Origin of the sequence: Gynuella sp., assembly GCF_050297175.1 — a bacterium.
Lineage (GTDB): Bacteria > Pseudomonadota > Gammaproteobacteria > Pseudomonadales > Natronospirillaceae > Gynuella.
On record NZ_JBNKSF010000043.1, the window covers coordinates 120870 to 144392 of the forward strand.

A 23523-nucleotide genomic window follows, 5' to 3' on the forward strand; every position below is an offset into this window, starting at 1 on the left:
AAAATAGAGGACCGCCCTATGAGTAGCTGGTATCAACGCAGCATGAGTTTCATCCGGCAGCAAAAAGCTGAACATCCTGAGATGCCCCATGCAGAACTCAGAAAACACTGCTCAAAGCATTATCCATTCAGTGAGCGACGCGGTTATGCCTATAAAGCGTTTTTGCACGCCATGCGGGATGTGTTCGGACAGCAGCGCAAAGCCAAAGGTAACCAACATGAACTGCTGTGAACTTGAATCCGTACAGAATTTTAAGCGCCTCAACATTGCTGCGATTAACACCCTGCAAGCAGGCCCTTTGAAGTTGTGGTTGGCGGCGCTATTCGGCCAAGTAAGCAAAATTACTGAAGATAAAACAGTCCACAGCTTGCGCATATGGCGCGGGCGTGAATATTACATAAGCAAAGAGAATATCTTATGAACAACATTATTGAAGGTTACATGCGTAACCATCGCGGATGTTTAGTCCCCGAAAACCAGATACGAGAACAAGACAAGCTGCGCGATGCAACTGTGTCCGATCTGGCTCGCAAGGCAATCTGGCTCAATGAGCAATTGAGCAGCTTCAAGCAACAGGCACTGAACGATATCGCCGATCTGATCCAGATTGCCGCCGATAAATGGCAGGTCGATCTGGCCGGCAAAAAAGGCAATATCACCCTGACCAGTTTCGATGGTGAGTACCGCATTCAGCGGGTATACGCAGAGCGCATTGTATTTACCGAGGAGATAGCGGCGGCTCAGGCATTATTTGTAAATTGTCTGAACCGATGGAGTGAGGGTGCGAATAAATACTTGCGAGTCGCAATAGATAGATCGTTCCGTACCAACAGCAACGGTCAGATCAAGACATCTGAATTACTGGATCTGCTGCGTTGGGAAGTTGATGACCCTGAGTGGATCAAAGCCACCGATGCACTCAAACAATCCATATCAGTTAGCGGAAGCACAGTTTATGTCCGTGTGTATCGGCGTAAGCCGAATACCGATGAATATCAATTGATCAATCTGGATCTGGCGGGTGTGTGACATGACAGTCTCAAATAAAAAAATACTCGACAAAATCCGCAAATGTCTGGCACTGGCCAAGAGCAGCAACCCGCATGAAGCGGCGGTCGCCTTGCGCCAGGCTCAAAAGCTGATGCAGGCTCACAATGTCTCAGAGCAGGACGTGGATCTGTTGAACGTGCAAGCGTTTTGCACCACGGCAGGCCGGGCTAAAAAACCGGCGCGTTGGATGCACGGACTCGTTGCAGTAGTGTGCAAAGCATTTGAGGTTGAAGCGATTTTTCAATCACTATATGAGGGCGGTGCCGCTGTGAAATTTATTGGCATCGATGAGAAACCAGAGGTGGCCGGGTATGCGTTTGATGTTCTGTATCGCCAACTTGTACGGGATCGTAATGCACATATCAAACAACAGTCACGGTGCAAACCCGCTACAAAAACGCGCAGAGGTGATCTGTTTGCGGAAGCCTGGGTAGGCGCGGTGCACGATCACATTGTGAAGTTTGCACAACCAATCCCAGACGCACATAAAACATTGATTAAAAGTTATCTGGATAAACGTCACAGTAACAGGGTCGATGCAATTACTAAAAAACACACGGCGAAAAGAAACGATTGGCAATCAGAAATGGCCGGTTATAAACAGGGGAAAAAATGCACAGTTGAATCGTGGCGTTAACGGTACTCAGCGCGAGGCTTTGGAGAATCTGTCATGAAAAACAAACTATCTGACTTAAATAATCATCTGTTTGCACAGCTTGAACGCCTGAGCGATGAAAGCCTCAAGGGTGAAGAGCTGGAGCGTGAAATCAACAGAAGCAATGCAGTGACCACTGTTTCACGCGAAATCATCAGCAACGCTAACACGGTATTGAAAGCGGAACAATTACGCATTGAGTGCGGTCAAGTCGGGCGTTTCAGTGGTGCAATCAAAAATCTGTTGGGTCACGAAAATGGCAATTAAATGGACTGAACAGATGCTGGATTATATTCGCCGACAGGCACCCAACCATAGCCACCGGCATATTGCTGATGATCTGTCGTGCATGACTGGGCTGGAAATCACGGAAGGCATGGTGAGATCGACTACGAAGCGCTATAAAATTAAAGGGCGTGACTGTCGTTTTCGGCACGGTAGTATCCCTGCAAATAAAGGGCTGAGTATTCCATCCCACACGAATTCTGTAGCAACACAGTTTAAAAAGGGTAGCAAGCCAACGACTTGGTTACCCATTGGTTCTGAACGCATTGCCGATGGCTATGTACAGGTCAAAATGACCGACACTGGCTATCCACCCAGGGACTGGGTAGCAAAACATCGACTGATCTGGGAGGCACACAATGGCCCTTTGCCCGATAAAACCATGCTTCGATTTATCGATGGTGACCGGACAAACATTCGTCTGGATAATTTGCTGGCAGTCACGCGTCAGGAAAATGCAGTCATGAACCGCTGGTTAAGAGTCAATGATATGCCGGAAGGTGGGCTGATCAGTCTCCACTTGATGGCCAAAATCAAGATCAAAGCAAGTCAGCGGAAAAAGGAGTTCAGTTGAGATGAGTTCCAAAGCCCACAACCTGAAAGCCCAGATCCATATCGCAAAAACCCAGCTCGGCATGGATGACGATGTCTATCGTGCACTGCTGGAGCAGACAACGGGTAAACGCAGTTGCCGTGATATGACCGCGCGTGAGTTGTTAAGGGTCATTGAACAGCTCAAGCGCAAAGGCTTTCGTCCGAGACGTAAAAACAGCTCTTCGGACAAAGGCCCACGCTCATCAACATTCAAAAGCCAGGGCGATAAAATCCGCGCCCTGTGGCTTGATATGTTTAACCAGGGGATCGTCCGCGATGCTTCTGAAACCGCACTGCGTAATTACATTAGACGTATGACGCGGGGCAAATATGCCGCCCCGCAATTCTGCGATGCCAAAACGGCTTCTCACATTATTGAGGCGTTGAAGCAGTGGCAGAAGCGCTTTAAACCCGAAGGGGGTCATCATGAGCGAGACGCGTAAAATGATGCGTGATGCGCCAGAAATGTTATACAACCTGTTTGATGCGGCGACTCGCGCCGCACAACAGGCTGGCTTAAATGACGAACAGGCTGACCAGCTTGCGATTCAAATTATTGATGAACTTGAGGAGCACTGGGCAGGGTTACAGCTTTATTTCGCGAAAGGGACTCGGATGCGTTTGCGCCAACGTGACCTTGATATCTACCGAGAGTTTTCAGGACACAATCATGCTGAACTCGCAGCAAAATATAAAGTCTCCATCGTGTGGGTATATGCGATTGTGAAACGAGTAAAAGACGCAATTCACGATGACGCACAGCAACCGCTGTTATAGCGTCGCACATGCTGACAGCTACCAATGCTCATGATTTTTCAGAACTCGCGTATAAACAGCGTTATGACGCGTCAAAGAGCATAATTATTCTGCTGCTCTGAACTGCATTCTCTTCCCGCCGATCAATCCTTTCAAAATTCGTTAAACGGCTTTAAAAGACGCACGATATTTTTGTGCGGATACTGGCATCACGTTCAAACAAAGTGATGCGATGCATGGCAACTATTCCACTATTCAAAACGGGTATACATACAGACATGAACGGCAATACGCTGTCGTTCAGTGAAGATGATCTTACGCTGTCTGCCGCCGCTTACAATCCGTCGATTCACGAAGCTCCATTAGTTATTGGTCATCCTTCCCATGAGGCTCCTGCCTGGGGCTGGGTGAAAAGTCTTGATGTCAGCGCTGGCAATATGATCGCCATTGCTGACCAGGTGAATGCCGATTTTGCCGAGCTGTATAAAAACGGTTCGTATAAAAAAGTCTCTGCCTCGTTCTATCCGCCGCACAGCAAACACAACCCGGTGCCGGGTGTGTATTACCTGCGCCATGTCGGATTCCTGGGTGCGCAACCACCCGCGATAAAAGGATTAAGGGCTTCTGAATTCAGCGAAGCCGACGACTGCATCACCATCGAATTTTCCGAAACATCCGAAACCACTCAACCGACCGAAGAGGACACTACCGTGACGCCGGAAGAAGCTGCCGCGCTTGCTGCGCAAAACCAACAATTGCAACAGCAGTTAGCTGCTGCCCAAGCAGAGGCCGATAGCGCAAAAGCGACTGCGGCTAAAATCGAAACCGACCGCAGACACGAAAAGAACCTGGCATTTGCGGAAACACTCGCGGCTGAAACCCGTATTTCCAAAGACAGTGTGCCGGTGTATGCCCAGGCGTTGACCGAATTGCAAAACCTCTCTGGAGATGTAGCTAACTTCGGTGAAGGTGACGCTGCGAAACCGTTGCATGAAGTACTCGCCGCATCCCTGAAAGCCATGCCGCCGCGTGTCGAATTTGGAGAGTTCGCTACCAAGGACAAAGTCAAGGACGACGACAAGGACGAAGACGCCGTGCAGTACGCCGAAAACACACCGCCGGAATCCATTGCACTGGATAAAAAAATCCGCGCATACATGAAAACCAACGGTGTCGATTACACCACTGCGGCGCATGCCGTAGCGAACAAGTAGGAGCCTGACTGATGCCCCGTTTATCTAACCTGAGGATTCAAGATCCCGTTCTGACTAACCTAGCCATGGGTTACCGCAATAACACCTATGTCGCCGAGGCGCTGTTTCCACTGGCCGAAGTCGACAAAGAAGGCGGCAAGATCCCGAAATTTGGCAAGGATCATTTCCGTCAATATGCGACTGAACGGGCCTTGCGCGCCAAGTCCAATCGTATTCAGCCGAGTAACATTGGCAGTGTCGATGTCGTCCTCGATGAACACGATCTGGAATACCCGATTGACTACCGCGAAGACAGCGAAGCGGCGTTTCCGCTACGCGCCCATGCCACCAATGTGGTGACTCAGGGCATTCAGTTACGGCGGGAAAAGTACTGTGCCGATCTGGCTCAGAGCACTGCCAGTTATGCCGCGAGCAATAAAATCACCTTGTCCGGCACGGATCTGTTCAGTGATTCATCGTCCGATCCCGAAGGGATTATTGATGATGGCAAAGAAGCTATTCGCCAGATGATTGGCCAGGACCCCAACACCATGGTCATTGCAAAAAACACATGGCGGGTATTGAAGCGTCACCCCGCTTTACGCCAGTTGTTATCGACTTCGATCAAGCGCCTGCTGACGCTGAAAGACCTTCAGGACATTTTCGAAGTTGAAAACATCGTGATCGGTTCTGCGGTCACCGCAGATGACAGCGATACGCTGAGTGATATCTGGACCAAGAGCATTACGCTGGCCTACGTACCCACCCAGCAGGCCAATATGAACCGATCCATGTATGAGCCGAGCTATGGCTACACCCTGCGCCGTAAAGGTTCGCTGGTCGTAGATACTCGTACCGAAGACAACAAGATTGAACTGATTCGTCAAACGGATATTTACAGGCCCTATTTGCTCGGTGCCGATGCCGGTTATCTGATCAGTAATACCCATTAACCGGAGGCATCATGACTCAGCAAACCAAAACGCTTGAATCATTGGATCTTTCCAGTCTGGCGCCGGAAGTCGGCACCTGGGTGGCGGTGATCAATGAGCGTGTTCAAGCGCGAACCCTGAAACTGACCTCCGCTGGCGTGCCGGATATTCCAGCTCTGGAGGCGGCCGTCGAACTGCCTGACGGTGAGAAAGTAAAGCTCACTGCAAAACTGCGTGACGAAGCCTGGAACGCATATCGCGAGTTGACAAAAGCTATTCCAGCACCGGATCAAAAAATCGATGAAGTCGGAGATGAGTATCTGGTACTGGAGCCTATTAAGCATGACGGAGATTTGTATCCTCCTGCGTCATTTATCTATCTGAGTGAATCCGCTGCAAAATCCCTGCTGGGTTGCGGTGCGATTCGTCATGAACCACAGGAGACCCAATCATGAAAACTCATTCTCCCATTTTAGTGATGTCGATCACCGCGTTATCCGACATTGCACAGCGCCGGTTTGTCGGTCTCGGCGGTGATGTATGTGCCGCCGGTGCGAAGGCCCTGGGTGCGACCGAATTTGAGGTGGCCGCAGGTGAACAAGCCTCTGTTAATGCGATAGGCGCGATACTCATCGAGGCAGCAGGCGCGATCAGTGCCGGGGCTGAAGTCGAGTCCGATGCCAACGGCAAAGCCGTAACCTTAAGCGCGGGTATCAGTAACGGTTATGCGCTGGATGCTGCAACCGCAGATGGTGACATCATCCGGATTGTGAGAGGGATTTAAACCATGACCGCCTATGCCACCGTTGCCGATTTAGCAGCCGTTGCTTTAGACGGTTGGGAAGAACTGGCCCAACGCACCACCCGTGACCCCAGGGTCATCGGTGAGCTTCTGGAGCAGTTGTACAACGGCGAAACACCCACAGCGGATGCGGATGTAACGGCACTGGCAACGGCGGCGCTGACCAAACTGGAAAGCACTCTCGACGCGGTCAGCCGCTACGCAGACACGTATCTCAACCAGCGTTATCGCGATGCGATTCCGTTGGCGCAAGAACTGTATGCGGATACCGGTTTGCCATTCGCCGTCGCTAGCATCGCCATGGGAAGGCTTTATGGCGTGAACCAGTCTGACGAGCTACGCAAAACCATTGCTCAAAGTGAAAGCTATTTACGTGACCTGGCCAGCGGTGTCGCCTCGCTGAACTATCAGCAAGCCTCAACACCCGAAGCACCCGGAAAGATGCACGTAAAAGCAAAATCCAGTGCTTTCGATTGGAGCGGTTACTGATGTTCGGCGATATCGAAACCGCAATTGTCGAGCAGTTAAAAAGCAAGCTCGATAGAAGCACGTACGTGCTGACTAGCCGCGAGTTATCGGAGATCGACGAAGAACGCCAGCCCACTCCTGCCGTGCATGTGATTTACAACGGCTACCGGGTCATCGAATCGCGGGCTGATGGATCAGCCGCCAGGATAGAACAAAACTGGCTCGCAGTGATTGCAGTGCGAAACCAGCGACAACCCGGCAGTGGCTCAGCGGCGAGGACCGATGCCGTGAACTTATTAACACCAACTGCAAACGCGCTGATGGGCTTTAAACCGGATGTGGCGAGTAAGCCATTGCGCCTGACAAACGCACCGGCCGCCGGCAATGCCAGAGGGTTCATGTATGTCCCGCTTGCATTTTCCGTCGAGACCATTCTGAAACAAACAAACTGAGGTGGAAAATGACCACTAAAAACACACAAATCGAAGTGACGCTGAAAAAAGCGCACAAACATGCCGGCAAAGCATTTACCGCCGGTGACAAAATCCAGGTCGGGCCAGTCGCCGCAGAATGGTTGTTTGGTCAGGGCATCATCGACAATCCGGCCAGCGCCATGGCAGCCAGCGCCGAGACCAAAAAGGAGACTAAATAATGGCACGTGTAGCGGTGTACAAACCGTACCTCGGCAGTGGCCAGGTGTATTTAACCGATCTGTCGGTGAGCAATGGCCCAAGTTATGAAATCGGCAACGTCTCAGAACTGAAACTTTCCGTTGATGAAGAGGTCATCGATGAAAAAGACCGCAGCCGATCCGGCGGTGGTACCTGGGCCGAAGTGCGCCGTATTAACTCGGTGACTGCGAGTTTTACCATGCACGATTTGAATGCCGACAACCTCGCGCTGGCAACCAAAGGCACGGTCACCATCATTGAATCGGGTTCAGTGACTGATGAAGCCGTCACCGCCTGGGCCGGTGCGCTGGTACGCCTTGCGAATCCCGCGCCAACCTCTGTCGTGGTGACCAGTGATGACGGCAATACCACCTATACCGAAACCACTGATTACGAGGTGCGCAATGAGGGCCTCTTTATTGTGTCCAGTGGTGCCATTGCCACGGCGGCAGCCAGTGCATCAGTGGCGCTGAAGGTGAACTACAGCTATGGAAAGTATCACCAGGTGGAAGCACTGGCAGGCAGTTCTACGTACTGGGGTTTGACCTTCGGTGGCATGAACGAGGCTGACAGTGACAAACCCTGCATCGTGGATTTGCACAAAGTGAACATCGGTGCGGCGTCTGAACTGAGTTTGATCGGCGATGAACTGGGCACGATTGCGGTGGAAGGCAAGCTGCTGAAAGACACTTCAAAAGGCAGTGCTGAGTCCGCGTACTACCGCGTTCAGATGGTGTAAGGCGCGGGTCTTCAGGGAGGAATAAAGGCGGCTCGGATGGCCGCCTTTTTTAAAGTTATTTACCGAACAACAGGCGGATCAGTTTGATGAAGATTGCAGCAATAAATGCGAACACAGCGATAAACAGAGCAGCAATAGTTACCAAGCCAAGACCTGTGATGAACATGTTTTCAGTATCCACGTTATTTACTTCCAAATAAATCATAACGCTGGGGAAAACAATGATGCCGAAGAGCACAAGTAGACGTCCAAACCACTTATCACTAGTTTTTACTTTATGAGTATTTTCCATGACTAAAGATCTCAATTTTTCACTGACACTCAGTGTAGATAAAAAAGACGGCGAATCCAACCTTCAGGCATTTAATCGCACGTTCAAAGCAGCGATGCAGGATATTGGTAAAAGTGCTGAAGACATTGATGCGTTCAGCGGGCTGGTAGCGGATTTGGTCCAGGGTAAAAGAAGCGTCGAAGAACTCGATGCCGAAACTCGACAACTCTACAACACCTACAAAGAAGGCGCCCAATTAGCGGCGGATAAAGACATCCTTGGCCTGCGCGCTCACGCGGATATTCAGCAGGAAATTGACGCCACCCGCGCCGCCTATGAGCGGTTAAAAACATCGGGCACATTGAGTCAGCAGGAACTGGCTCAGGCTGCATTGGTGACCGAAAACCGCATCCGTGATCTGAAAAAACAAACCAATGGTTGGGTGGAATCATTGGAGGGTGCCAAGGGTTCACTGGCCGCTTTGGCCGGTTCAGCGGCGGGTGTCTCATTACTGGTCGGCCAGGCCATTGATTTTGAATCGGCGATGGCGGATGTGCGCAAAGTGGTGGATGCCACTGATCAGCAATTTGATGACCTGAATGGGCGTATCAAACAGATGTCTACCGAGTTGCCGATTGCCGCCGAAGGCCTTGCTCAAATTGCCGCTGCCGGTGGTCAATTGGGTGTGCCGATTGATCAGCTTGATCAGTTTGTGGAACTGGCGGCCAAGGTGTCTGTGGCGTTCAATTTAACTGCGCAACAAGCCGGTGAGGCCATCGCGAAACTCAGCAATATTTTTAACATACCCATCCAGAACGTCGAGCAACTGGGCGACGCGATTAACGTGCTGGGTAACACCACGGCAGCACGCGAAGCTGACATCCTGGATGTGCTCACCCGCATAGGTGGTACCGCAAGTCAGTTTAAACTCACCGCTGAACAATCGGCCGCATTAGCTGCGACGATGATTGAAATGGGTGCTACCTCCGAAGTGGCCGGCACCGGTATCAATGCGCTGCTCAGCAAATTACAAACCGCCAATGTGCAGGGTGCCGATTTCCAGGCCGCGCTGGAAGGCATCGGCTTATCCGCCACCCAACTGGCCGATAATATTCGCGACAACCCGCAGCAAGCGCTCACCGAATTTTTACGCACATTGAGCCAACTTGATGACCAAAGCCGTGCCGAAACGCTGACCCGACTGTTCGGCCAGGAATACCAAGACGATATCAGCCGGTTACTGAATGGCCTGGATAAATACCAAGCATCGCTGAACCGGATTACCGATGCCGGGAATACCGCAGGTGCGATGCAAAAAGAATTTGCAGCACGGATGCAAACCACCGAGGCACAGATCCAGTTGATGCAAAACGGTCTTAATGAAATTGCAATCAATCTGGGCAGCATTTTCTTACCTGCCATCCGTCAAGCCGCCATCGGCATTGGCAGTGTGTCCAATGCGATTGCTGGTTTTGTCGAAGCTAATCCGGCTATCGCAGCTATTGCAACGTCACTGGGAACAGTAGCGGTGTCAGCCGGGGCACTGCGTTTATTGTTCTTATCGCTTGGCGTTGTGGGTAGTAAGGCGTTTGGAAATATTCGCAATGAAGTGCAATTAACTCGCTTATCCCTTACTGAAATGTCTGCTTCTGTAGGCAAAGTTGGTGCCGCCGTAAGAGTGGTTGGTGGCTTATTTGCAGCGTGGTCTATTGGTAAGGACATCGGTACTCAATTATCAGAACAATTCGAAGTAGTGCGTTTGGCCGGTGTGCGTCTTGCGCAGGGTTTTACCATTCTGATGGAAGCGGCACGTGCGGCGATTGATGCACTGATGCATCCAGGGAGCCTGGGTGAAGTATGGGACGAATTCAACGCGAATCTGAAACAGATCAATCAGACTTACGCAGAGATGTATGAGTATGTCGATTCCGGCCAGGATGTGATTGATAAAAATACCCAGGCCCTAGATGATATGGGTAGTGCAGCCGATAACGCTGGACAAAAACTGCGTGATGCTTTTTCGCAAATTGATCTCACATCAACCGCCGGCGTGCTCGAATTCACTAAGCAACTGGATACCGCAGCTGGTAAAGCAAGCGTACTCAATGAAGAACTGCAAAAGTGGATTTCATCAGCAAATTCGTCAGACCTGAGTAACTTCCAACAGGGCTTAAGCCAGGCGTTTGAGCAAGGCAAACTCAGTGCTGAAGACCTCAATAATTACAACAACCAGGTGTTGCAAGCGAGTTTCAATGCATTGGGTTTAACAGCAGAAACGGCACTCGGAAAAATCAGCCCGGCAGCACTCGAAGCCATCCGCAGTGTCGGGTTGATTGAACAGACGCTGGATAGTCTGTCGATCACCGGCGCGCAGCGCATGCAGGCACTCGAACAAGCCATCACTGCCGCCATCGGCAAAGCCGACTCCACCACCGCCGTCGATGCACTCAGCGCAAAAATCTATGACCTCGGTGATGCCGGTCAACTCAGTGCTGCGCAGATCAAACGCCTCAACGATGCAATCAACGCCCAGACCGAAACGATCCATCAAGCCACACCTGGCATTCAATCGATAGAAGAAGCGATGAGCCGACTCGGCTTGACCTCCTCCGCTGAGCTGCAAAAATCCGCAGATGCTGCAAAAGCGGTTGTCGATCAGCTCAAAGAGATGAAAGCCCCGGTTGAAGATCAGAAAGCTGCATTCGTCGCATACGCCCAGAAAGCCGTTGAGGCTAACAACGGTGTCGTCAGTGCCGAGCTGGATGCACAAGCAGCAGTGGCGGGTGTGCGTGACCAGGTGCAGCAATTAGCCAGCGCTCATCAGAACACTGGCCAGGCTGCCCAACAAGCTGCACAGCAAACAACAGTCGCAAGTCATGCTGCCGCTACTGCTGCGACAGAAGCCGCTGCTGCGGTACAGCAAAGTGGCGGTGACTTAAAGAACTTTACCGCCGCGATTGCCGAGTATGTGATCTCGGTGCGCGATGAAATGGCACAGCTATCTGATGCTGCTTTAAATATGTTTAATGGGCTAACTGGTGGCCCCGTCACGCAGTATGCCAGTGAAGTTGATCAGATCCGTCAATCACTCGCAGCTGCACATGAAGAACTCGGCAAGATTGCGTCTGACAATCTCAAAACGTTTGATGCAACAGGCATCACGGGTTACGCAAACGCAATTAATGCAGCACAACAACAAACACTGATCGCGTACAACGAACAGCAACTCAAGCTTGCACAGTTGAACGCGGCCATCGATGACGGCAGCGTCAGTGGTGAACAGCTGGTGCGCCGAGGTGAAGCGGCACTGCGTACATTCACCTTGCTCGATGAACAGCAATTGTCCGGACTGCGTTCTGCCATCGCTGCGGCCAGAAGCGAAATGGAACAACTGGCGGACAGTGCTGAGAGCACTCTGGTGTCATTGCAAAATCAACTGGATCAATTGAAAGGCAATACAGAAACAGTGCAACAGCGCAACTATGAGCAGAAGCGCCAGGAACTACAGCAACAAATTGAGGACGCACAAGCGGCTGGCAATCAAGAAGCTGTTGCAGATTTACGTGCAGCGCTGAAAGTGTTGAATCAGATCCGTGCAGAGCAGAAAGCACAGAACCAGGCTGATAGCAGCTCCTCAACTACGACGACAAATTCAAACACAACGAAGACATCTTCTTCTGGGGGCAACAATGTGTCTGGTAATCAAGAGTCACTGGGAACCGGATCACGTGACCGCTCATCTGAGCAGCGTGCCATCAATATACATTTGAACAATAAAACGGCGACTGTTTATGCAAGTAACAATGATGCAAATAGTCTTGTGAGCATTTTAAAAGAGGCATCGGTCAATGCAGCTCGGTGACATCACATTACCAGATCTGGTTTGGTCAGATGAATTTGACTGGTCTGGCATTGATCAAACCAATGATCGGGCAGTGAACGGCAATATGATCATTAATCAAGCGCAGCTGAATTACGGACGACCGATAACGTTAGAGGGCGGTAGCGATTTTGGTTGGGTGACCCGTGCAGATGTTGTTGTACTACATGCCCTGGCGATGACTACTGATACGCTCACATTGACGCTCTACGATGCTCGGACATTCTCTGTTGTCTTTGATCGTAGCAGCGGTCCAGCAGTGAAGTTTGCGCCGGTCTTAACAACAGTCGATCCCGACGATAACACTCCCTATTCCATTGAATTTATTAAATTGTTAACGGTGGCATAAATGGCAATAGCAAGTACTGATGTAAAACTGATGCAGCCTGAACGCATCACTGATGAGTCAGATGGCGGCGGCCAGATGACTGGTAACGAGATAGTGGACGGCGATGTGAATAACATGTTCGACGATGTCAGCAGGCTGGACAGAACATATGGCCGCGTCAGTCTTCGCAAAGCATTTTTAAAAGTAGATACAGCGAATGCAGATAAGTACTTGGGATCTCATGTGATTCTCGGCAGTCAGCCCGCTGACCCGAACGTCAGCGCACTGATCTTTGATACCGGAAATTTTTATGATGAACGAGCAGCTGCACAAGACGATGTTGAGTCGTATGTGGTGCGTGGCCCTGTGTTACCGCTTTATATTTACGGCGATCAACTGAAGGGCCAGAAAAGTATCATTACGTATCAGCAGCAAACATCGAAGCAGCCGGAAATCGGTGATGTCATCATGCTACGCAATGAAGACGATAATGTTGAGCAGTACGTTCAAATCACAGACATCACTGAGAGCGAAGAAGTGTATACGTATTACCGCTCATACGATGTCACTTATGTGAATTTCACAGTACGTCAGTTGATACTGCAATTGTCTGCGCCGCTCAATTACGACTTTGTGTGCAGTGCCGGTATAAAACCTGTTCAAACATCCGGCACCGCTATTTATTCATCGCAAACGGCTGATTCGGCGAAGTATTACGGCACGACTACGCTGGCGAGTGCGATCACAAAAGGCAACTCTGCTATCTATGTTTCAGGCACCTTTGCGCCGCTATTGCCAACGGCTACGAACGAGACGGTTTACAGTGATCAGAACATCGGTGACACCATTGGCGCTATCATTGCTGGTGGCAGTAGTAAGGTCACACTGCCCACTATCACACTGACCAGTGGTTCTCCGATTGATTTGACATTACCGACCGCGATTGTGTACGGCAGTCTTGAAATCACAATCAACGGCGTGAAGCATGTCGATGATGCCGGAGTGTTGGTGCAGGACGGCACCAGTGCGGAAGGTTATCTGACTGACACAAGCATCGACTATCAAAGCGGTATTATCTCCGGCACGCCGGCCGGCAATTACTCATGCATCATCAAATATCAGCCAGGCACAAAAGTGGTCAATGTGCCGATGACCGGCTATATCGACATCACAGATAGCAACCGGGCGTTTAACTATGTGTTTTCATTATCACCCGTCCCGGTGGCCGGCACGTTCAAACTCGAATACCAATATTTAGACAAGTGGTACACCATCGAAGATGATGGAACGGGAAGTCTTAGCGGCGATGGTTCAGGCACGGTCAATTACGATACCGGCTCAGTGGTTGCCACTCTGTTAGTCCAGCCGGACGCCAGTTCTACCATTTTGTTTCAATGGTCAAACACAAGCCATGAAAGCAAGGGTGATGAATCGTACAGCGGCAAAGCCAGACGCACTCTTAATATGGATATTAATAGTCGTAGTGTGGTGGCGGGTACAATCAATCTGGCCTGGACCAGTGGCGGCGTTGCAAAATCCGCCACTGATGACGGTGCCGGCAATCTCACCGGCGATGCCACCGGCAGCGTGGATACCCTGAACGGACTGATTCATTACGTGACCGATGCTCTACCTGATACAGATACTGATTACACACTGGGTTACGACTACACGAGTGAAGAAACGTACACTGAAGAGGTTGCAGTTTCGGCAAATACGAGCCGCTCAAATTTCACTATCCAGCTGGGCAATGCAGCGGATCTGAATCCCGGTTCTATCAAAGTCACACTAACAAGAAGCTATCCCCGGCAAACGTCCGTCAATACTTCAGGTTCGACAGATTATTATTACTCATCATACGATGAGTCAGTAACGCTCAGAGATGATGCGGACTCGAATATCATCGAGTCACGCACAGGAAATATTGTTGGATCAATTGATTATGTGAGCGGATTGATCAATATTACGGGTACTGCGTTGCTCGACAGTCGTTCATTTATCGAGTATGAATACTATAAAGACGCTGTGATGAATGAATCTGTCAAAAAGAAAACAGTCACACGGAACGAGTTCATCAATGCTCAAACCGTCACAGCGCTCTATCAACAGTCATCAGCCACAGTGATCAGCGAATCCATCACAGTTGCGACCGATGAACAGTATTTCCATTTCTACCTCATCGGACGGGATAAAGTACTGGAAAATTCCGTGCTGTTTACAATCGGCAGTGATGTGTTTATCGACAACGGAGCCGGCAGCATTCTGTATCAGTACAGCGCACTCACCGGAGCAGGGGTCAGTATCGGATCAGTCAATTACGACACGAGCGAAGTGACGATAAGCAATTACGATGGCATGCCCGGCAATGCTGATGTGACTGTTTTGAACACAGTGACAGGTGAAAACTGGATGCCGATCAATTCGATTCGCTTCAGAACAGCCGCAAGCCCATTAAGACCATCCGGCCTGACGCTGAATGCCACGACCTTTGAAAATGAAACCACGCTAACGGCCACAATGGATGACCAGGGCGTTATCAGTGGCGACAGCATCACCGGCGAGGCAAATATGCAAGATGGTATTGTTTCGATTGATTTCGCCGTGCCAGTGATACCTGATCAGACACTCTATAACGCAGTCACTTATAAAACCGTACCATTGGATGCTGATGTACTTGGTCTTGATCCCGTTAAATTACCAGCAAACGGCAAAGTGCCGATCATTCGCGATGCAGATGTGATTGTGATTACAAACACTCAGTCAGACGAATATGCCACTTATGCCGCTGATGATGTATTGGATGCCGCCAGAACAGATTTAGCGGAAGCATGGCTGGAAGATGCGAGTGAAACTGCCGTGGATACCACGCAATATGTTGTTGATTTGGAAGCCGGAACGATTACATTAAATTCTGATTTCGTCTTTCAAGATGCAAATGCAAATGCACTGACCGGGTCGTTGTTTTTCAAGCATCGTGTTGAGGATATGGCGCTCGTTACTGAAGCTCGTATCGACGGAAAATTAACGCTTGCTAATTCCGTATCACACGATTACCCAACAACAGATACCTGGGTGGCCACTGCTCTGATTTTTGGTGACCTGCAAGGCCGGGTCACCGGCTGGAAAGAACTGAAAACAGCACCGTCTGGTTTTGAGTATGACGATGAAGCGGAAGAACCGGATGCCAGTTATAACCTGGTGGATTACCCCGTGGCCATCGACAGCCAAGGAGCTGTTCCTGATGTATGGAAGATTCTATTTACTAGCAGCACAGCTTTCAGTCTTTATTCAGAGAACAGAGGTTTAATTGCTTCTGGAGACACTGGAACTGACTTATCGCCAATCAACCCTCAAACTGGGACACCTTATTTTACTATCCTCTATGGCGGATGGGGTGGTTCATGGTCTGTAAACAATGCAATCATGTTCGAGACAAAATCCGCTGCCGCGCCTTTCTGGGTGATCCGTACCGTGTTGCCCGGTTCAGCAACTGTTGATGATGACAAGTTCAGTGTTCTATTGAGAGGAGATGCTGACTAATGAGTACAGTTTACAGCATGAAAGATACAAACGCTCCTCAGGCCCCGGCATATTCAGTCTCCAGTTATTATGGTATGAAATATTTTCGCTCAATACTCGTAGCGTGTCTCGTCGATGGGTACACAGGCAAATCAGCGGCCGGATGGTCAGTCGTTTACGATGACATTGATGATGAGACTGCAATGCGTTTTGCGTTAGCAAATGCCAACGGAGACGTTATAGAGTTTGTTGGCGTAGGTAGTTACGGCTATGCGGTGTTCTTGTGGTCAAACATCACAACATCAGGAACAGGTTTAACAATGAGTAGCGGTAGCGGAAAAGCAAAAATATATGGATACACCGCCCCCGATCTTAGTGACGGAAATTGCGCGGGCATTAACACTTATTATTTGTCTCAACATTCACATAGTAGTAACTCAAACCGATCATCTTGGGTATTGATTGCAGATGAATATACATTTTGCTTCATGCCAATATATGACGCATACAATGGCACCGGTTCATTGTTGTCTAAAAATATTTCGATGATTTACTGCGGCGCGGTCACAACACCATGGCGCGGTTATGGCCAAGCTGGTAACTTTCATTTGCTATGTCCATTGTCAAATATCTCCAGTTTGACTAACGGACCATCAGTCAACAACTATCCGTACATGTATGACACACTAAATCATTCTGCTCTTGAGACTGCAGGTGGGTCGCCATTCAATAGTAGTAATCATGAATATTACGGGAACTACATGGAGTTTACTGACTCGTGGACCAATTCAACGTTAGATGTTACTCAAGAAAATGTATTTTCGTTCTATCCGATGCAACCACTGTTCTTGCTGTACAGCGGTACTGATTCGAATTGCCCCGGATTCGCTGGTGAGCAGAGTGTTAATATTTACAATGCGGAACTGTATGCAAAATATCGTTTTATCTATACCGCTGGCGACTCAAACGATGGCTTAGTTTCGGATTGGATGTTTAATTCTCTCGGTCACACAATGTGGGCAGATCCGATGGATCTACGAGAAGATGGATATTTGTGGTTTTGGCAGCGATTTGCTGCAATTAACTCAGTACCGCTATTTGGCATTACAAACCATCCGGACTATGACTAATGGCTATCTTTGAAAGCTCAACAGATTTTGCAGCTTCCCCATCCGGTGTTTTTGTTGATGTTAAAATGTATGACAGCAACACCACAAAATGCGACATGAATCTCATGAGAGTTGGATCTACTGAAGTTGTTACAACGCTAGCAATATATCCGACAACGAAAAGATATTTTTCCAAGTCATTATTTAAAATGGCATTTAGTTTAGTCGGTGTTCGAGATGATCATGACAAGTGTTTGTTCGTTTTGAACACATCATATGATGAGTTAGCACTAACGAATGTTCTACCGATTTATGCGGCGGATGAGAGTGGCTCGTCTGATGTTCCAGGTGCGAACATCTATAGCGTTTCGGGTAGAGTATCGATCGACAATGTAGCAAACGCACGCACAATCAGAGTATTGGATATATCAAACGGAAAAATAGTAGCTGAAACTGTCAGCAATTCAGGTACAGGCCAGTTTAGTGTGTCGTGGAATGCTCATACTGCAAATGATGTACTTGTAGTCGCGACAGATAATTATGGCGATGAATGGACCGCTAGCACGTATTATTCTGATGGAGATATCGTCAGACCTACCAATCCCAGTGGCTATGTTTACACGGTTGAAAATCCCGGTACCAGCGGCAGTACTGAACCGGACTGGAACACCGGTTCAGTCACAACGGATGGTGAGGTAACTTGGTCAGTCGCGGAGTTTTTCCGTCCTGTTGCGAGCGGCCCGATTACACCTGAGCAGATAACATAGGTGTCTAAATGACGTATATCGTAGAGAGCAGCAACGCGATTAATCTGGTTCAGAACTCTGATTTATATGTGCCCGAAGCTGCCGATGCCGTCGTTCTGAATTTTAGCTACGATTACGTGTGGACAGTACCGGTTAACAGGCCAACAATCAGTGTCACAGTCAGCGCCGGATTTAATTCAGGAAAACCTACTGATAAATCACTCACAATCCGACATGGCGTTGGCGACATAAGGGATATAACCACAGATGTGTCATTCAATCGTGCTGATGTAGCAGATGCATGCAAATCACTGGTTTGGTCAAAAGTACCCCACAAAGACCAGTCATCAACGCTCGCACACAACAATGCAACGGCAAAAGATGCGCAACCCGTTGAACTGGTATGGAGTGCAACTTTCCATCGTGACAGCTCGTCAACGCTTGCATTCTCAACAGCAAAGCCTTGCGATTCATCGATCGAAACTGGATGGAATACAGCGACGATAGTTGATCCCGATCCAATCAATTTGCAGTTTTATTCCGTCGATCTGTACGGCACTGAGTACGACAATACAACCAAGCGCCAGGCATCCATCCAGACCGATAATGCCAGCACGATAACCCTGTCGTTTAGCGAGGGACCCTACACACCAGAAGCGGCGAATGCGATCACCCTGAACCTTGGCTATGTGCCACCGATGCGCAGAAGCCAACGCCGCGACATCAGCCGAACACTCAATGCAAGCCAGGCACCGAAAAAAGATGCATCATTATCGATTGTCTGGGGGCTTGGCAAGTCAGTCTGGCATGACTACAACTTACGATACCCCGTTGAACCGAACGACGACAGCGGCAGCGGCAGCGGTGGCAGCGTTGATCTGGACATCAGAGAGGTCTATATCATTATGAATACAGCAAATGTGGTTGTACTTCCTGACCGCACTCCCATTGATTTGATCGATATCTCCATCGAATATGATATCGACTCTATCGCGTGGACATTGTCTGCAACCGTTAAAAGCACTACGGCAATGAATCTGATTAAGCCGACCACATCTGGGGCGACGGATATCGAGGTTGATATCAATGGTAATGTGTGGGTCTTTATGATCGAGTCATATACAGACACTCGTGAGCTACATCACACGTATCGCATCAGTGGTGCGAGTCGAACTAAGTACTTGAGCAGTCGTTATGCCCCAGCCCGCACAAAATATGAGGCCACGGCAGTATCAGCGGCACAGATGGCGCAGGAAGAAGTGGCTAATACCGGATTCATGCTGACATGGCCAACCGGGACTGATGCTGATCAGTCTGATTGGACGATATCAGCCGGGCTATACAGCTATGATGGATTATGCGCAGCCGAAGTACTGCGTAAGATCGCGGATACCGTAGGTGCGGTGCTCATTGCAAGTCCAGACAGCGACGAATTGACACTACAACCACGATATAAATCCCCATATTGGGAGCTTGATGATTACACGGAAGAACACGCTATCTATGAAGGTATGATCAAACAGTATACGAGTGAGTTCTCACCCGGCCAGGAGATTGATGCAGTACTGGTGTCCGGCGTTGAATCCGGCTTGGCGTTAACCATTGAATTAACCGGCTCTGGTGGTGTAAACCCAGGCGATCCAGTCTTCGAAAGCTGGATCACAGAACAGGCTGCAAACATCGCTCGCGGGCGCAAATTGATTTCTGAGAGCGGTAATAAGCTGATCGATACGATTACTGTCATCATCGGTGAGTCAGGACAACAGCCAGGTCTGCTGCTGCCAGGCAACGTCATCAGCGTCACTCACGATGATTCAAGCAACGATTTTAAGGGTATCATCCTGTCAACCAGTATCAGCGCTCAACGCAATGGCGGTGCAGCGGCATATCAGACGGTTAAGATCGAGAGAGCAGCATAATCATGGCAAGTGTCAATCCGTGGGTGAGTTTTCAGCAAGTCATCGACAAGAGCGCTCAGAGTGTTGTCACGATATCGGCAAACAACGGTGACGGTACAAGTACTGCGACAACAGCATCAGGTGGCACGATCATCGTAGAAGGCGAATCAGTATCGGCTGGTAGCCAGGCATTGATAAAAGATGGCAGGGTTATCAGACAGGTTCCAAGTCTGACGACAGGAACAGTTGAGATATGAGTAAGACTCTGCAATTCGATTGCACACAGTGCAAGTATGTATGATGTCATTTATTGCATAGATCAAGCGCAATTTATCGCGGTCGGCTTCAGCTGGCAGGCCTTGGTTGGTGTATTGGCATTGCCTTACTCGAACAGCCTTATGGCGCAGGATACGCACTTACTCGGCATTGCCTGATGGTATTCATGGTACTCGCTCCTTGGCTGACGTTAAAACTCACGTTCTACATGATTGTCAGCCTAGGACGTAAACTGGGTCTCATCCCGCCTGCACGCCCAGCGTACAGCCTAGGTTATGAAGAATCGCTCTATTGGTTCAGAGTATTAGCCTTCTTCGATGGCAAACGCAGCCGTATGCCGAAAAAGCCAATCAGGAGAAACTAACAAGCTCCCCCATTTGCTCACTTACCGTGGGCAGTTGGGACAATAGGGCAACACTTGATATGCCGAGTTTTAGAGGGTGCATAAGAGGAAATTAAACTGCCCCAAGGAATGGGGCAATCGGGGCTTAGCAAAGTTTATAATTGAGATAAACGCTGTTTTGCAAGCGCCCAAGGTAAGCGACGACCAGCTTTTGCCATTTTATCGTAGGCAGCTTGAGCTTCTTCAACTGACAATACACCATGAGTAACGAGCTGCTCGACAACCCATAGCGTTCCTTGAACCAATATCGCTTCTTTTTCCGCTGCTTTTCTAAGTGCCATATCCCCAGTCAGCAATGGACACTGTTCTTGTTTCGCCAACGCAAGTGCAAAGCAATCGTTCATGCTAGGGCCAGCATACTTTTGCCTCAGTTCAAATGAGTACATCATAGACTCAGGGCTTAACTCACCCAACAACAAGCCTAACTCGAGTAAATAGCCATGTTGATCGCTTAGCTCCTCGTGAAATAACACATCTGGAACTTTGAACTGGTAAGGCAAATTGAAAAAGACGCCTAATAATTGGCCTTCTTCGAGATCAATGAGAATATTGGCATCACTGATCAACAAATACATTTAAACAGCCTCAGCCAACATTTGACGCTGCTTATGCAATGCCATTACTGACATCTGTAACAGCTCTGCGGCTTTCGATTCACTAACAATCCCCTCTGCCAATGCACGATAAACCAACTGCTCAAACAATAATGTCTGTTCTTGTGGATAAGGATTCCCAGGTTCCTGCTTACGCCAACCGTTTTTTGAGAACTGTATAAATATTTGGCGTTTTTTCTCTTCGGTGATCACACCAAGGTCGGCACTACGATACAAGCAAGCCGCCATGCTTAGGCCATATTCATGTTTCAGGAAATACAGCTCTTTGGGGTCTAAGTTCGAACGTTGCTCTCCTAGATGCTGAAAAAGGCCTACTTCAGGCAGTAAAAACGCAGAAGCAAAGCGGTTGCAGGCCATCTCTTCGTCAATGGATTCATCTAGTAAGCCATGTAAAACAAGGTGGCCAAGTTCATGCGCCAATGTGAACCGCTGGCGGCAACCAGGCCAATGAGAAGACACAACAACAATTGGCTGTCCTGATATTTTGGCTTGTAACCCATCAAATTTATCGGCTTGGGGTACGCTACTGACAATCACCAGAATACCTTTAGACTCAAGCAAGTCGATTAAGTCTGGCAATGGATTCATACCCAACTGCCAATCAGTACGGACTTTGGCGGCAACCTGCTCTACTGCGTCTAAAGTGCTTACAACAGGAACGTCGGGGTGGTAGTTAAAACTCGCTATCGGGAAGTTTGGCCATACATTTTTAAGCGCTAACCAGCGCTCAGCTTGGTCAACCACATCGGACTCAATCTTCTTTAACAACTTAGCTGAAGCTGAGGCTTTTTTACGATACTCCACCTCACCCAAAGTCACCTGTGCTGGGCGAAAGAAGTATTCAGTACGAACCGACAAAGCCTTCGCCAATTTAAGTAAAACTCCCGACGAAGGCATACTCTGGTCGTGCTCGTATTTTTTAACCATGTTGGCACTAATACCAACTTGCTCACCCAAGGCCTGCATCGACAGGCCAGCGGCTGCACGGGCTCGTTTTATGCGCTCTCCAATCATACAGACCTCTGGTTTATAAAAACTAAAATTATTTTAAAAATATAAACCAAGTTGGCGTTTTTGTCGATTGGTTTTACAGGGCAATCATTCGCGTGTTCGCGCACACACTTCCCCATGCCTTATACCCATACGCCAAAACCACTATCCGTTTGGCTTTTGGATCGAGAAGCCAAACAGGGAAATTAGCCCATTTACTGTTTGGCGTCTCGATTGAAATCCAACGCTGGCAGGCCTTGCCAGTACTGGCTCAAAGCAAGGTTTGGCACTTTTTTCGCCCTAAACCAATCTCGAATCCAAAGTACAAACCGTTTGATTTTTTAAACCCAGAATGCAAACGATCGTTTGGCGTCTCGATTTTTTTGCACTACTTGAATGCCGCCAAACAGCGCTGTATTGGACTATGTATATCAAACAGTTAGCCGCTCACAGATCATCAGGACAAACTGATTTGACTGGTTAGTTTGATTGCCATTTCTTTCATCTAATTCACCACTGAGTCTGCACCCGACCACTGAAAATAGACGGCATGAAGAACCAAAAGGTGATAAGTGACGTGTTATGGGCAAGTGGCAACGATTGGGATAGAGAATGGATACAGCAGGTGGTCGCTTTACTGGTTGGGCATGGCGCGCTTACCCTCTACCCAGCATTAAGCCAGTGCGAGAATGCAGCCGAACGTTTAACCCGATGACTGGCCTATCAGTTACCGCGGGTTAAACAAGCGCACCCAGGCTGCCCGATTCACCAATGGCTGAACAGCATTGGCGCAAAAGAGGTCGTAGAAAAATGGCAGCGCCCCGAGCAATGGCCAAACCTATATTGGCAGCCTTTACCTGAGGTTGATGGCCATGCACAAGGCGGGCTAGTTTTGTTGCCGGCACATTTATTACCGACAGATAGGAATGGCACGAGTCAAACCAACACATTGCACGCAAACGCGCCCGCCAACGCCTGTATCTTTTGATGCATTACGCCTTTATCTAAAACAGGAAAACGCGCTACCTTACACCCCAAACAGCAAAATCGCGCCTTTTGCCTGCCCAGTTCGCCGGAGCAAATGGGTAAATCGTGCACAGGTTTATTACTGAGTAGTTTAAGAAAAGCCAGCGGAAAACGAAACGGCAACATGATCAGCCACCAGATCAACCTAGCACTGCTGCACCACCTTTGTGGACCGGAGAATGATGTGTGGTTGGAAGCTAATTTTGGTGCCGTAACTGATTACAGTAGCAAAAATTAGAAGCCTTAAAAAAGAGTAACCCCTCACAGGGCGCTGTTCTAACGGGTAGCGGGAGGGGTGTTGTTGGTGCGATTTTAGTA

26 protein-coding genes are annotated in these 23523 nt (G+C 49.1%); 23 read left to right on the forward strand and 3 right to left on the reverse strand.

What is annotated here, in order from left to right:
• Positions 1-18 precede the first annotated feature (18 nt).
• The 15 genes from ACQY6I_RS18530 (at position 19) to ACQY6I_RS18600 (ending at position 8145) form a co-directional block, all read left to right on the forward strand.
• Entirely contained in the window at positions 19-231 is a 213-nt protein-coding gene (locus ACQY6I_RS18530; protein ID WP_428242994.1) for a hypothetical protein, read from the forward strand.
• A gap of 186 nt (positions 232-417) precedes the next feature.
• The gene (locus ACQY6I_RS18535) at positions 418-1029 is read left to right on the forward strand and encodes a DUF3164 family protein (RefSeq protein ID WP_428242995.1); all 612 of its coding nucleotides are present in this window, start codon (positions 418-420) and stop codon (positions 1027-1029) included.
• 1 nt (position 1030) lies between these two features.
• Positions 1031-1687 carry a DUF2786 domain-containing protein gene (locus ACQY6I_RS18540; protein ID WP_428242996.1) on the forward strand — a complete coding sequence of 219 codons (657 nt, stop codon included), beginning with the start codon at positions 1031-1033 and terminating at the stop codon, positions 1685-1687.
• 33 nt (positions 1688-1720) lie between these two features.
• A complete protein-coding gene (locus tag ACQY6I_RS18545) occupies positions 1721-1972 on the forward strand; it encodes a hypothetical protein (protein ID WP_428242997.1) in 252 nt (83 codons plus the stop codon).
• Positions 1962-2564, forward strand: a complete 603-nt coding sequence (locus ACQY6I_RS18550) for an HNH endonuclease signature motif containing protein (protein ID WP_428242998.1) — start codon at positions 1962-1964, stop codon at positions 2562-2564. Before ACQY6I_RS18545 ends, ACQY6I_RS18550 begins: the two co-directional genes overlap by 11 nt.
• 1 nt (position 2565) lies before the next feature.
• Positions 2566-3027 carry a gp16 family protein gene (locus ACQY6I_RS18555; RefSeq protein WP_428242999.1) on the forward strand — a complete coding sequence of 154 codons (462 nt, stop codon included), beginning with the start codon at positions 2566-2568 and terminating at the stop codon, positions 3025-3027.
• A complete protein-coding gene (locus tag ACQY6I_RS18560) occupies positions 3011-3361 on the forward strand; it encodes a Mor transcription activator family protein (RefSeq protein WP_428243000.1) in 351 nt (116 codons plus the stop codon). Before ACQY6I_RS18555 ends, ACQY6I_RS18560 begins: the two co-directional genes overlap by 17 nt.
• A gap of 215 nt (positions 3362-3576) precedes the next feature.
• Positions 3577-4554 carry a hypothetical protein gene (locus tag ACQY6I_RS18565; RefSeq protein ID WP_428243001.1) on the forward strand — a complete coding sequence of 326 codons (978 nt, stop codon included), beginning with the start codon at positions 3577-3579 and terminating at the stop codon, positions 4552-4554.
• An 11-nt stretch (positions 4555-4565) separates the two neighbouring features.
• Entirely contained in the window at positions 4566-5486 is a 921-nt protein-coding gene (locus ACQY6I_RS18570; protein ID WP_428243002.1) for a hypothetical protein, read from the forward strand.
• 11 nt (positions 5487-5497) lie between these two features.
• Positions 5498-5920: a hypothetical protein gene (locus tag ACQY6I_RS18575; RefSeq protein ID WP_428243003.1), complete on the forward strand. Its 423-nt coding sequence runs from the start codon at positions 5498-5500 to the stop codon at positions 5918-5920.
• Positions 5917-6249 carry a DUF2190 family protein gene (locus ACQY6I_RS18580; protein WP_428243004.1) on the forward strand — a complete coding sequence of 111 codons (333 nt, stop codon included), beginning with the start codon at positions 5917-5919 and terminating at the stop codon, positions 6247-6249. Before ACQY6I_RS18575 ends, ACQY6I_RS18580 begins: the two co-directional genes overlap by 4 nt.
• A gap of 3 nt (positions 6250-6252) precedes the next feature.
• Entirely contained in the window at positions 6253-6756 is a 504-nt protein-coding gene (locus tag ACQY6I_RS18585; protein ID WP_428243005.1) for a phage protein Gp36 family protein, read from the forward strand.
• Positions 6756-7187 carry a phage tail terminator protein gene (locus ACQY6I_RS18590; RefSeq protein ID WP_428243006.1) on the forward strand — a complete coding sequence of 144 codons (432 nt, stop codon included), beginning with the start codon at positions 6756-6758 and terminating at the stop codon, positions 7185-7187. Before ACQY6I_RS18585 ends, ACQY6I_RS18590 begins: the two co-directional genes overlap by 1 nt.
• 8 nt (positions 7188-7195) lie before the next feature.
• Positions 7196-7387, forward strand: coding sequence for a DUF7210 family protein (locus ACQY6I_RS18595; RefSeq protein ID WP_428243007.1), 192 nt, complete (start codon positions 7196-7198; stop codon positions 7385-7387).
• Entirely contained in the window at positions 7387-8145 is a 759-nt protein-coding gene (locus ACQY6I_RS18600; protein ID WP_428243008.1) for a hypothetical protein, read from the forward strand. Before ACQY6I_RS18595 ends, ACQY6I_RS18600 begins: the two co-directional genes overlap by 1 nt.
• A 55-nt stretch (positions 8146-8200) precedes the next feature.
• Here ACQY6I_RS18600 and ACQY6I_RS18605 read toward each other — a convergent pair whose 3' ends face one another.
• Positions 8201-8437, reverse strand: a complete 237-nt coding sequence (locus tag ACQY6I_RS18605) for a hypothetical protein (protein ID WP_428243009.1) — start codon at positions 8435-8437, stop codon at positions 8201-8203.
• On the opposite strand from ACQY6I_RS18605, the gene ACQY6I_RS18610 reads away from it, so the two are divergent.
• Genes ACQY6I_RS18610 through ACQY6I_RS18640 form a run of 7 tightly spaced genes read left to right on the forward strand, consistent with a single transcriptional unit; the run spans position 8436 to position 20153 of the window.
• Positions 8436-12278 (forward strand): phage tail tape measure protein, encoded by a 3843-nt coding sequence (locus ACQY6I_RS18610; protein ID WP_428243010.1) that lies wholly within the window; start codon positions 8436-8438, stop codon positions 12276-12278. The two genes, ACQY6I_RS18605 and ACQY6I_RS18610, sit on opposite strands and share 2 nt — an antisense overlap.
• Positions 12265-12645: a hypothetical protein gene (locus ACQY6I_RS18615; protein WP_428243011.1), complete on the forward strand. Its 381-nt coding sequence runs from the start codon at positions 12265-12267 to the stop codon at positions 12643-12645. The genes ACQY6I_RS18610 and ACQY6I_RS18615 overlap by 14 nt, the downstream gene beginning before the upstream one ends.
• The gene (locus ACQY6I_RS18620; protein ID WP_428243012.1) at positions 12646-16164 is read left to right on the forward strand and encodes a hypothetical protein; all 3519 of its coding nucleotides are present in this window, start codon (positions 12646-12648) and stop codon (positions 16162-16164) included.
• Positions 16164-17273 carry a hypothetical protein gene (locus ACQY6I_RS18625; RefSeq protein ID WP_428243013.1) on the forward strand — a complete coding sequence of 370 codons (1110 nt, stop codon included), beginning with the start codon at positions 16164-16166 and terminating at the stop codon, positions 17271-17273. The genes ACQY6I_RS18620 and ACQY6I_RS18625 overlap by 1 nt, the downstream gene beginning before the upstream one ends.
• Complete coding sequence (locus tag ACQY6I_RS18630) at positions 17273-18019, forward strand: hypothetical protein (RefSeq protein WP_428243014.1); 747 nt, start codon at positions 17273-17275, stop codon at positions 18017-18019. The genes ACQY6I_RS18625 and ACQY6I_RS18630 overlap by 1 nt, the downstream gene beginning before the upstream one ends.
• Positions 18020-18027: 8 nt before the next feature.
• Positions 18028-19917, forward strand: coding sequence for a hypothetical protein (locus tag ACQY6I_RS18635; RefSeq protein ID WP_428243015.1), 1890 nt, complete (start codon positions 18028-18030; stop codon positions 19915-19917).
• 2 nt (positions 19918-19919) lie between these two features.
• Positions 19920-20153, forward strand: a complete 234-nt coding sequence (locus ACQY6I_RS18640; protein ID WP_428243016.1) for a hypothetical protein — start codon at positions 19920-19922, stop codon at positions 20151-20153.
• A 517-nt stretch (positions 20154-20670) separates the two neighbouring features.
• Here ACQY6I_RS18640 and ACQY6I_RS18645 read toward each other — a convergent pair.
• Positions 20671-21150: a DUF3368 domain-containing protein gene (locus tag ACQY6I_RS18645; RefSeq protein ID WP_428243017.1), complete on the reverse strand. Its 480-nt coding sequence runs from the start codon at positions 21148-21150 to the stop codon at positions 20671-20673.
• The gene (locus tag ACQY6I_RS18650) at positions 21151-22203 is read right to left on the reverse strand and encodes a helix-turn-helix domain-containing protein (protein ID WP_428243018.1); all 1053 of its coding nucleotides are present in this window, start codon (positions 22201-22203) and stop codon (positions 21151-21153) included.
• 553 nt (positions 22204-22756) lie between these two features.
• On the opposite strand from ACQY6I_RS18650, the gene ACQY6I_RS18655 reads away from it, so the two are divergent.
• Positions 22757-22894 (forward strand): hypothetical protein, encoded by a 138-nt coding sequence (locus ACQY6I_RS18655; RefSeq protein WP_428243019.1) that lies wholly within the window; start codon positions 22757-22759, stop codon positions 22892-22894.
• Positions 22895-23523 lie beyond the last annotated feature (629 nt).

Excerpts from the sequence above, each read along its gene's own strand:
- ACQY6I_RS18530 (WP_428242994.1), top strand. The coding sequence starts at position 19 with ATGAGTAGCTGGTATCAACGCAGCATGAGTTTCATCCGGCAGCAAAAA.
- ACQY6I_RS18535 (WP_428242995.1), top strand. The coding sequence starts at position 418 with ATGAACAACATTATTGAAGGTTACATGCGTAACCATCGCGGATGTTTA.
- ACQY6I_RS18540 (WP_428242996.1), top strand. The coding sequence starts at position 1,031 with ATGACAGTCTCAAATAAAAAAATACTCGACAAAATCCGCAAATGTCTG.
- ACQY6I_RS18545 (WP_428242997.1), top strand. The coding sequence starts at position 1,721 with ATGAAAAACAAACTATCTGACTTAAATAATCATCTGTTTGCACAGCTT.
- ACQY6I_RS18550 (WP_428242998.1), top strand. The coding sequence starts at position 1,962 with ATGGCAATTAAATGGACTGAACAGATGCTGGATTATATTCGCCGACAG.
- ACQY6I_RS18555 (WP_428242999.1), top strand. The coding sequence starts at position 2,566 with ATGAGTTCCAAAGCCCACAACCTGAAAGCCCAGATCCATATCGCAAAA.
- ACQY6I_RS18560 (WP_428243000.1), top strand. The coding sequence starts at position 3,011 with ATGAGCGAGACGCGTAAAATGATGCGTGATGCGCCAGAAATGTTATAC.
- ACQY6I_RS18565 (WP_428243001.1), top strand. The coding sequence starts at position 3,577 with ATGGCAACTATTCCACTATTCAAAACGGGTATACATACAGACATGAAC.
- ACQY6I_RS18570 (WP_428243002.1), top strand. The coding sequence starts at position 4,566 with ATGCCCCGTTTATCTAACCTGAGGATTCAAGATCCCGTTCTGACTAAC.
- ACQY6I_RS18575 (WP_428243003.1), top strand. The coding sequence starts at position 5,498 with ATGACTCAGCAAACCAAAACGCTTGAATCATTGGATCTTTCCAGTCTG.
- ACQY6I_RS18580 (WP_428243004.1), top strand. The coding sequence starts at position 5,917 with ATGAAAACTCATTCTCCCATTTTAGTGATGTCGATCACCGCGTTATCC.
- ACQY6I_RS18585 (WP_428243005.1), top strand. The coding sequence starts at position 6,253 with ATGACCGCCTATGCCACCGTTGCCGATTTAGCAGCCGTTGCTTTAGAC.
- ACQY6I_RS18590 (WP_428243006.1), top strand. The coding sequence starts at position 6,756 with ATGTTCGGCGATATCGAAACCGCAATTGTCGAGCAGTTAAAAAGCAAG.
- ACQY6I_RS18595 (WP_428243007.1), top strand. The coding sequence starts at position 7,196 with ATGACCACTAAAAACACACAAATCGAAGTGACGCTGAAAAAAGCGCAC.
- ACQY6I_RS18600 (WP_428243008.1), top strand. The coding sequence starts at position 7,387 with ATGGCACGTGTAGCGGTGTACAAACCGTACCTCGGCAGTGGCCAGGTG.
- ACQY6I_RS18610 (WP_428243010.1), top strand. The coding sequence starts at position 8,436 with ATGACTAAAGATCTCAATTTTTCACTGACACTCAGTGTAGATAAAAAA.
- ACQY6I_RS18605 (WP_428243009.1), bottom strand. The coding sequence starts at position 8,437 with ATGGAAAATACTCATAAAGTAAAAACTAGTGATAAGTGGTTTGGACGT.
- ACQY6I_RS18615 (WP_428243011.1), top strand. The coding sequence starts at position 12,265 with ATGCAGCTCGGTGACATCACATTACCAGATCTGGTTTGGTCAGATGAA.
- ACQY6I_RS18620 (WP_428243012.1), top strand. The coding sequence starts at position 12,646 with ATGGCAATAGCAAGTACTGATGTAAAACTGATGCAGCCTGAACGCATC.
- ACQY6I_RS18625 (WP_428243013.1), top strand. The coding sequence starts at position 16,164 with ATGAGTACAGTTTACAGCATGAAAGATACAAACGCTCCTCAGGCCCCG.
- ACQY6I_RS18630 (WP_428243014.1), top strand. The coding sequence starts at position 17,273 with ATGGCTATCTTTGAAAGCTCAACAGATTTTGCAGCTTCCCCATCCGGT.
- ACQY6I_RS18635 (WP_428243015.1), top strand. The coding sequence starts at position 18,028 with ATGACGTATATCGTAGAGAGCAGCAACGCGATTAATCTGGTTCAGAAC.
- ACQY6I_RS18640 (WP_428243016.1), top strand. The coding sequence starts at position 19,920 with ATGGCAAGTGTCAATCCGTGGGTGAGTTTTCAGCAAGTCATCGACAAG.
- ACQY6I_RS18645 (WP_428243017.1), bottom strand. The coding sequence starts at position 21,150 with ATGTATTTGTTGATCAGTGATGCCAATATTCTCATTGATCTCGAAGAA.
- ACQY6I_RS18650 (WP_428243018.1), bottom strand. The coding sequence starts at position 22,203 with ATGATTGGAGAGCGCATAAAACGAGCCCGTGCAGCCGCTGGCCTGTCG.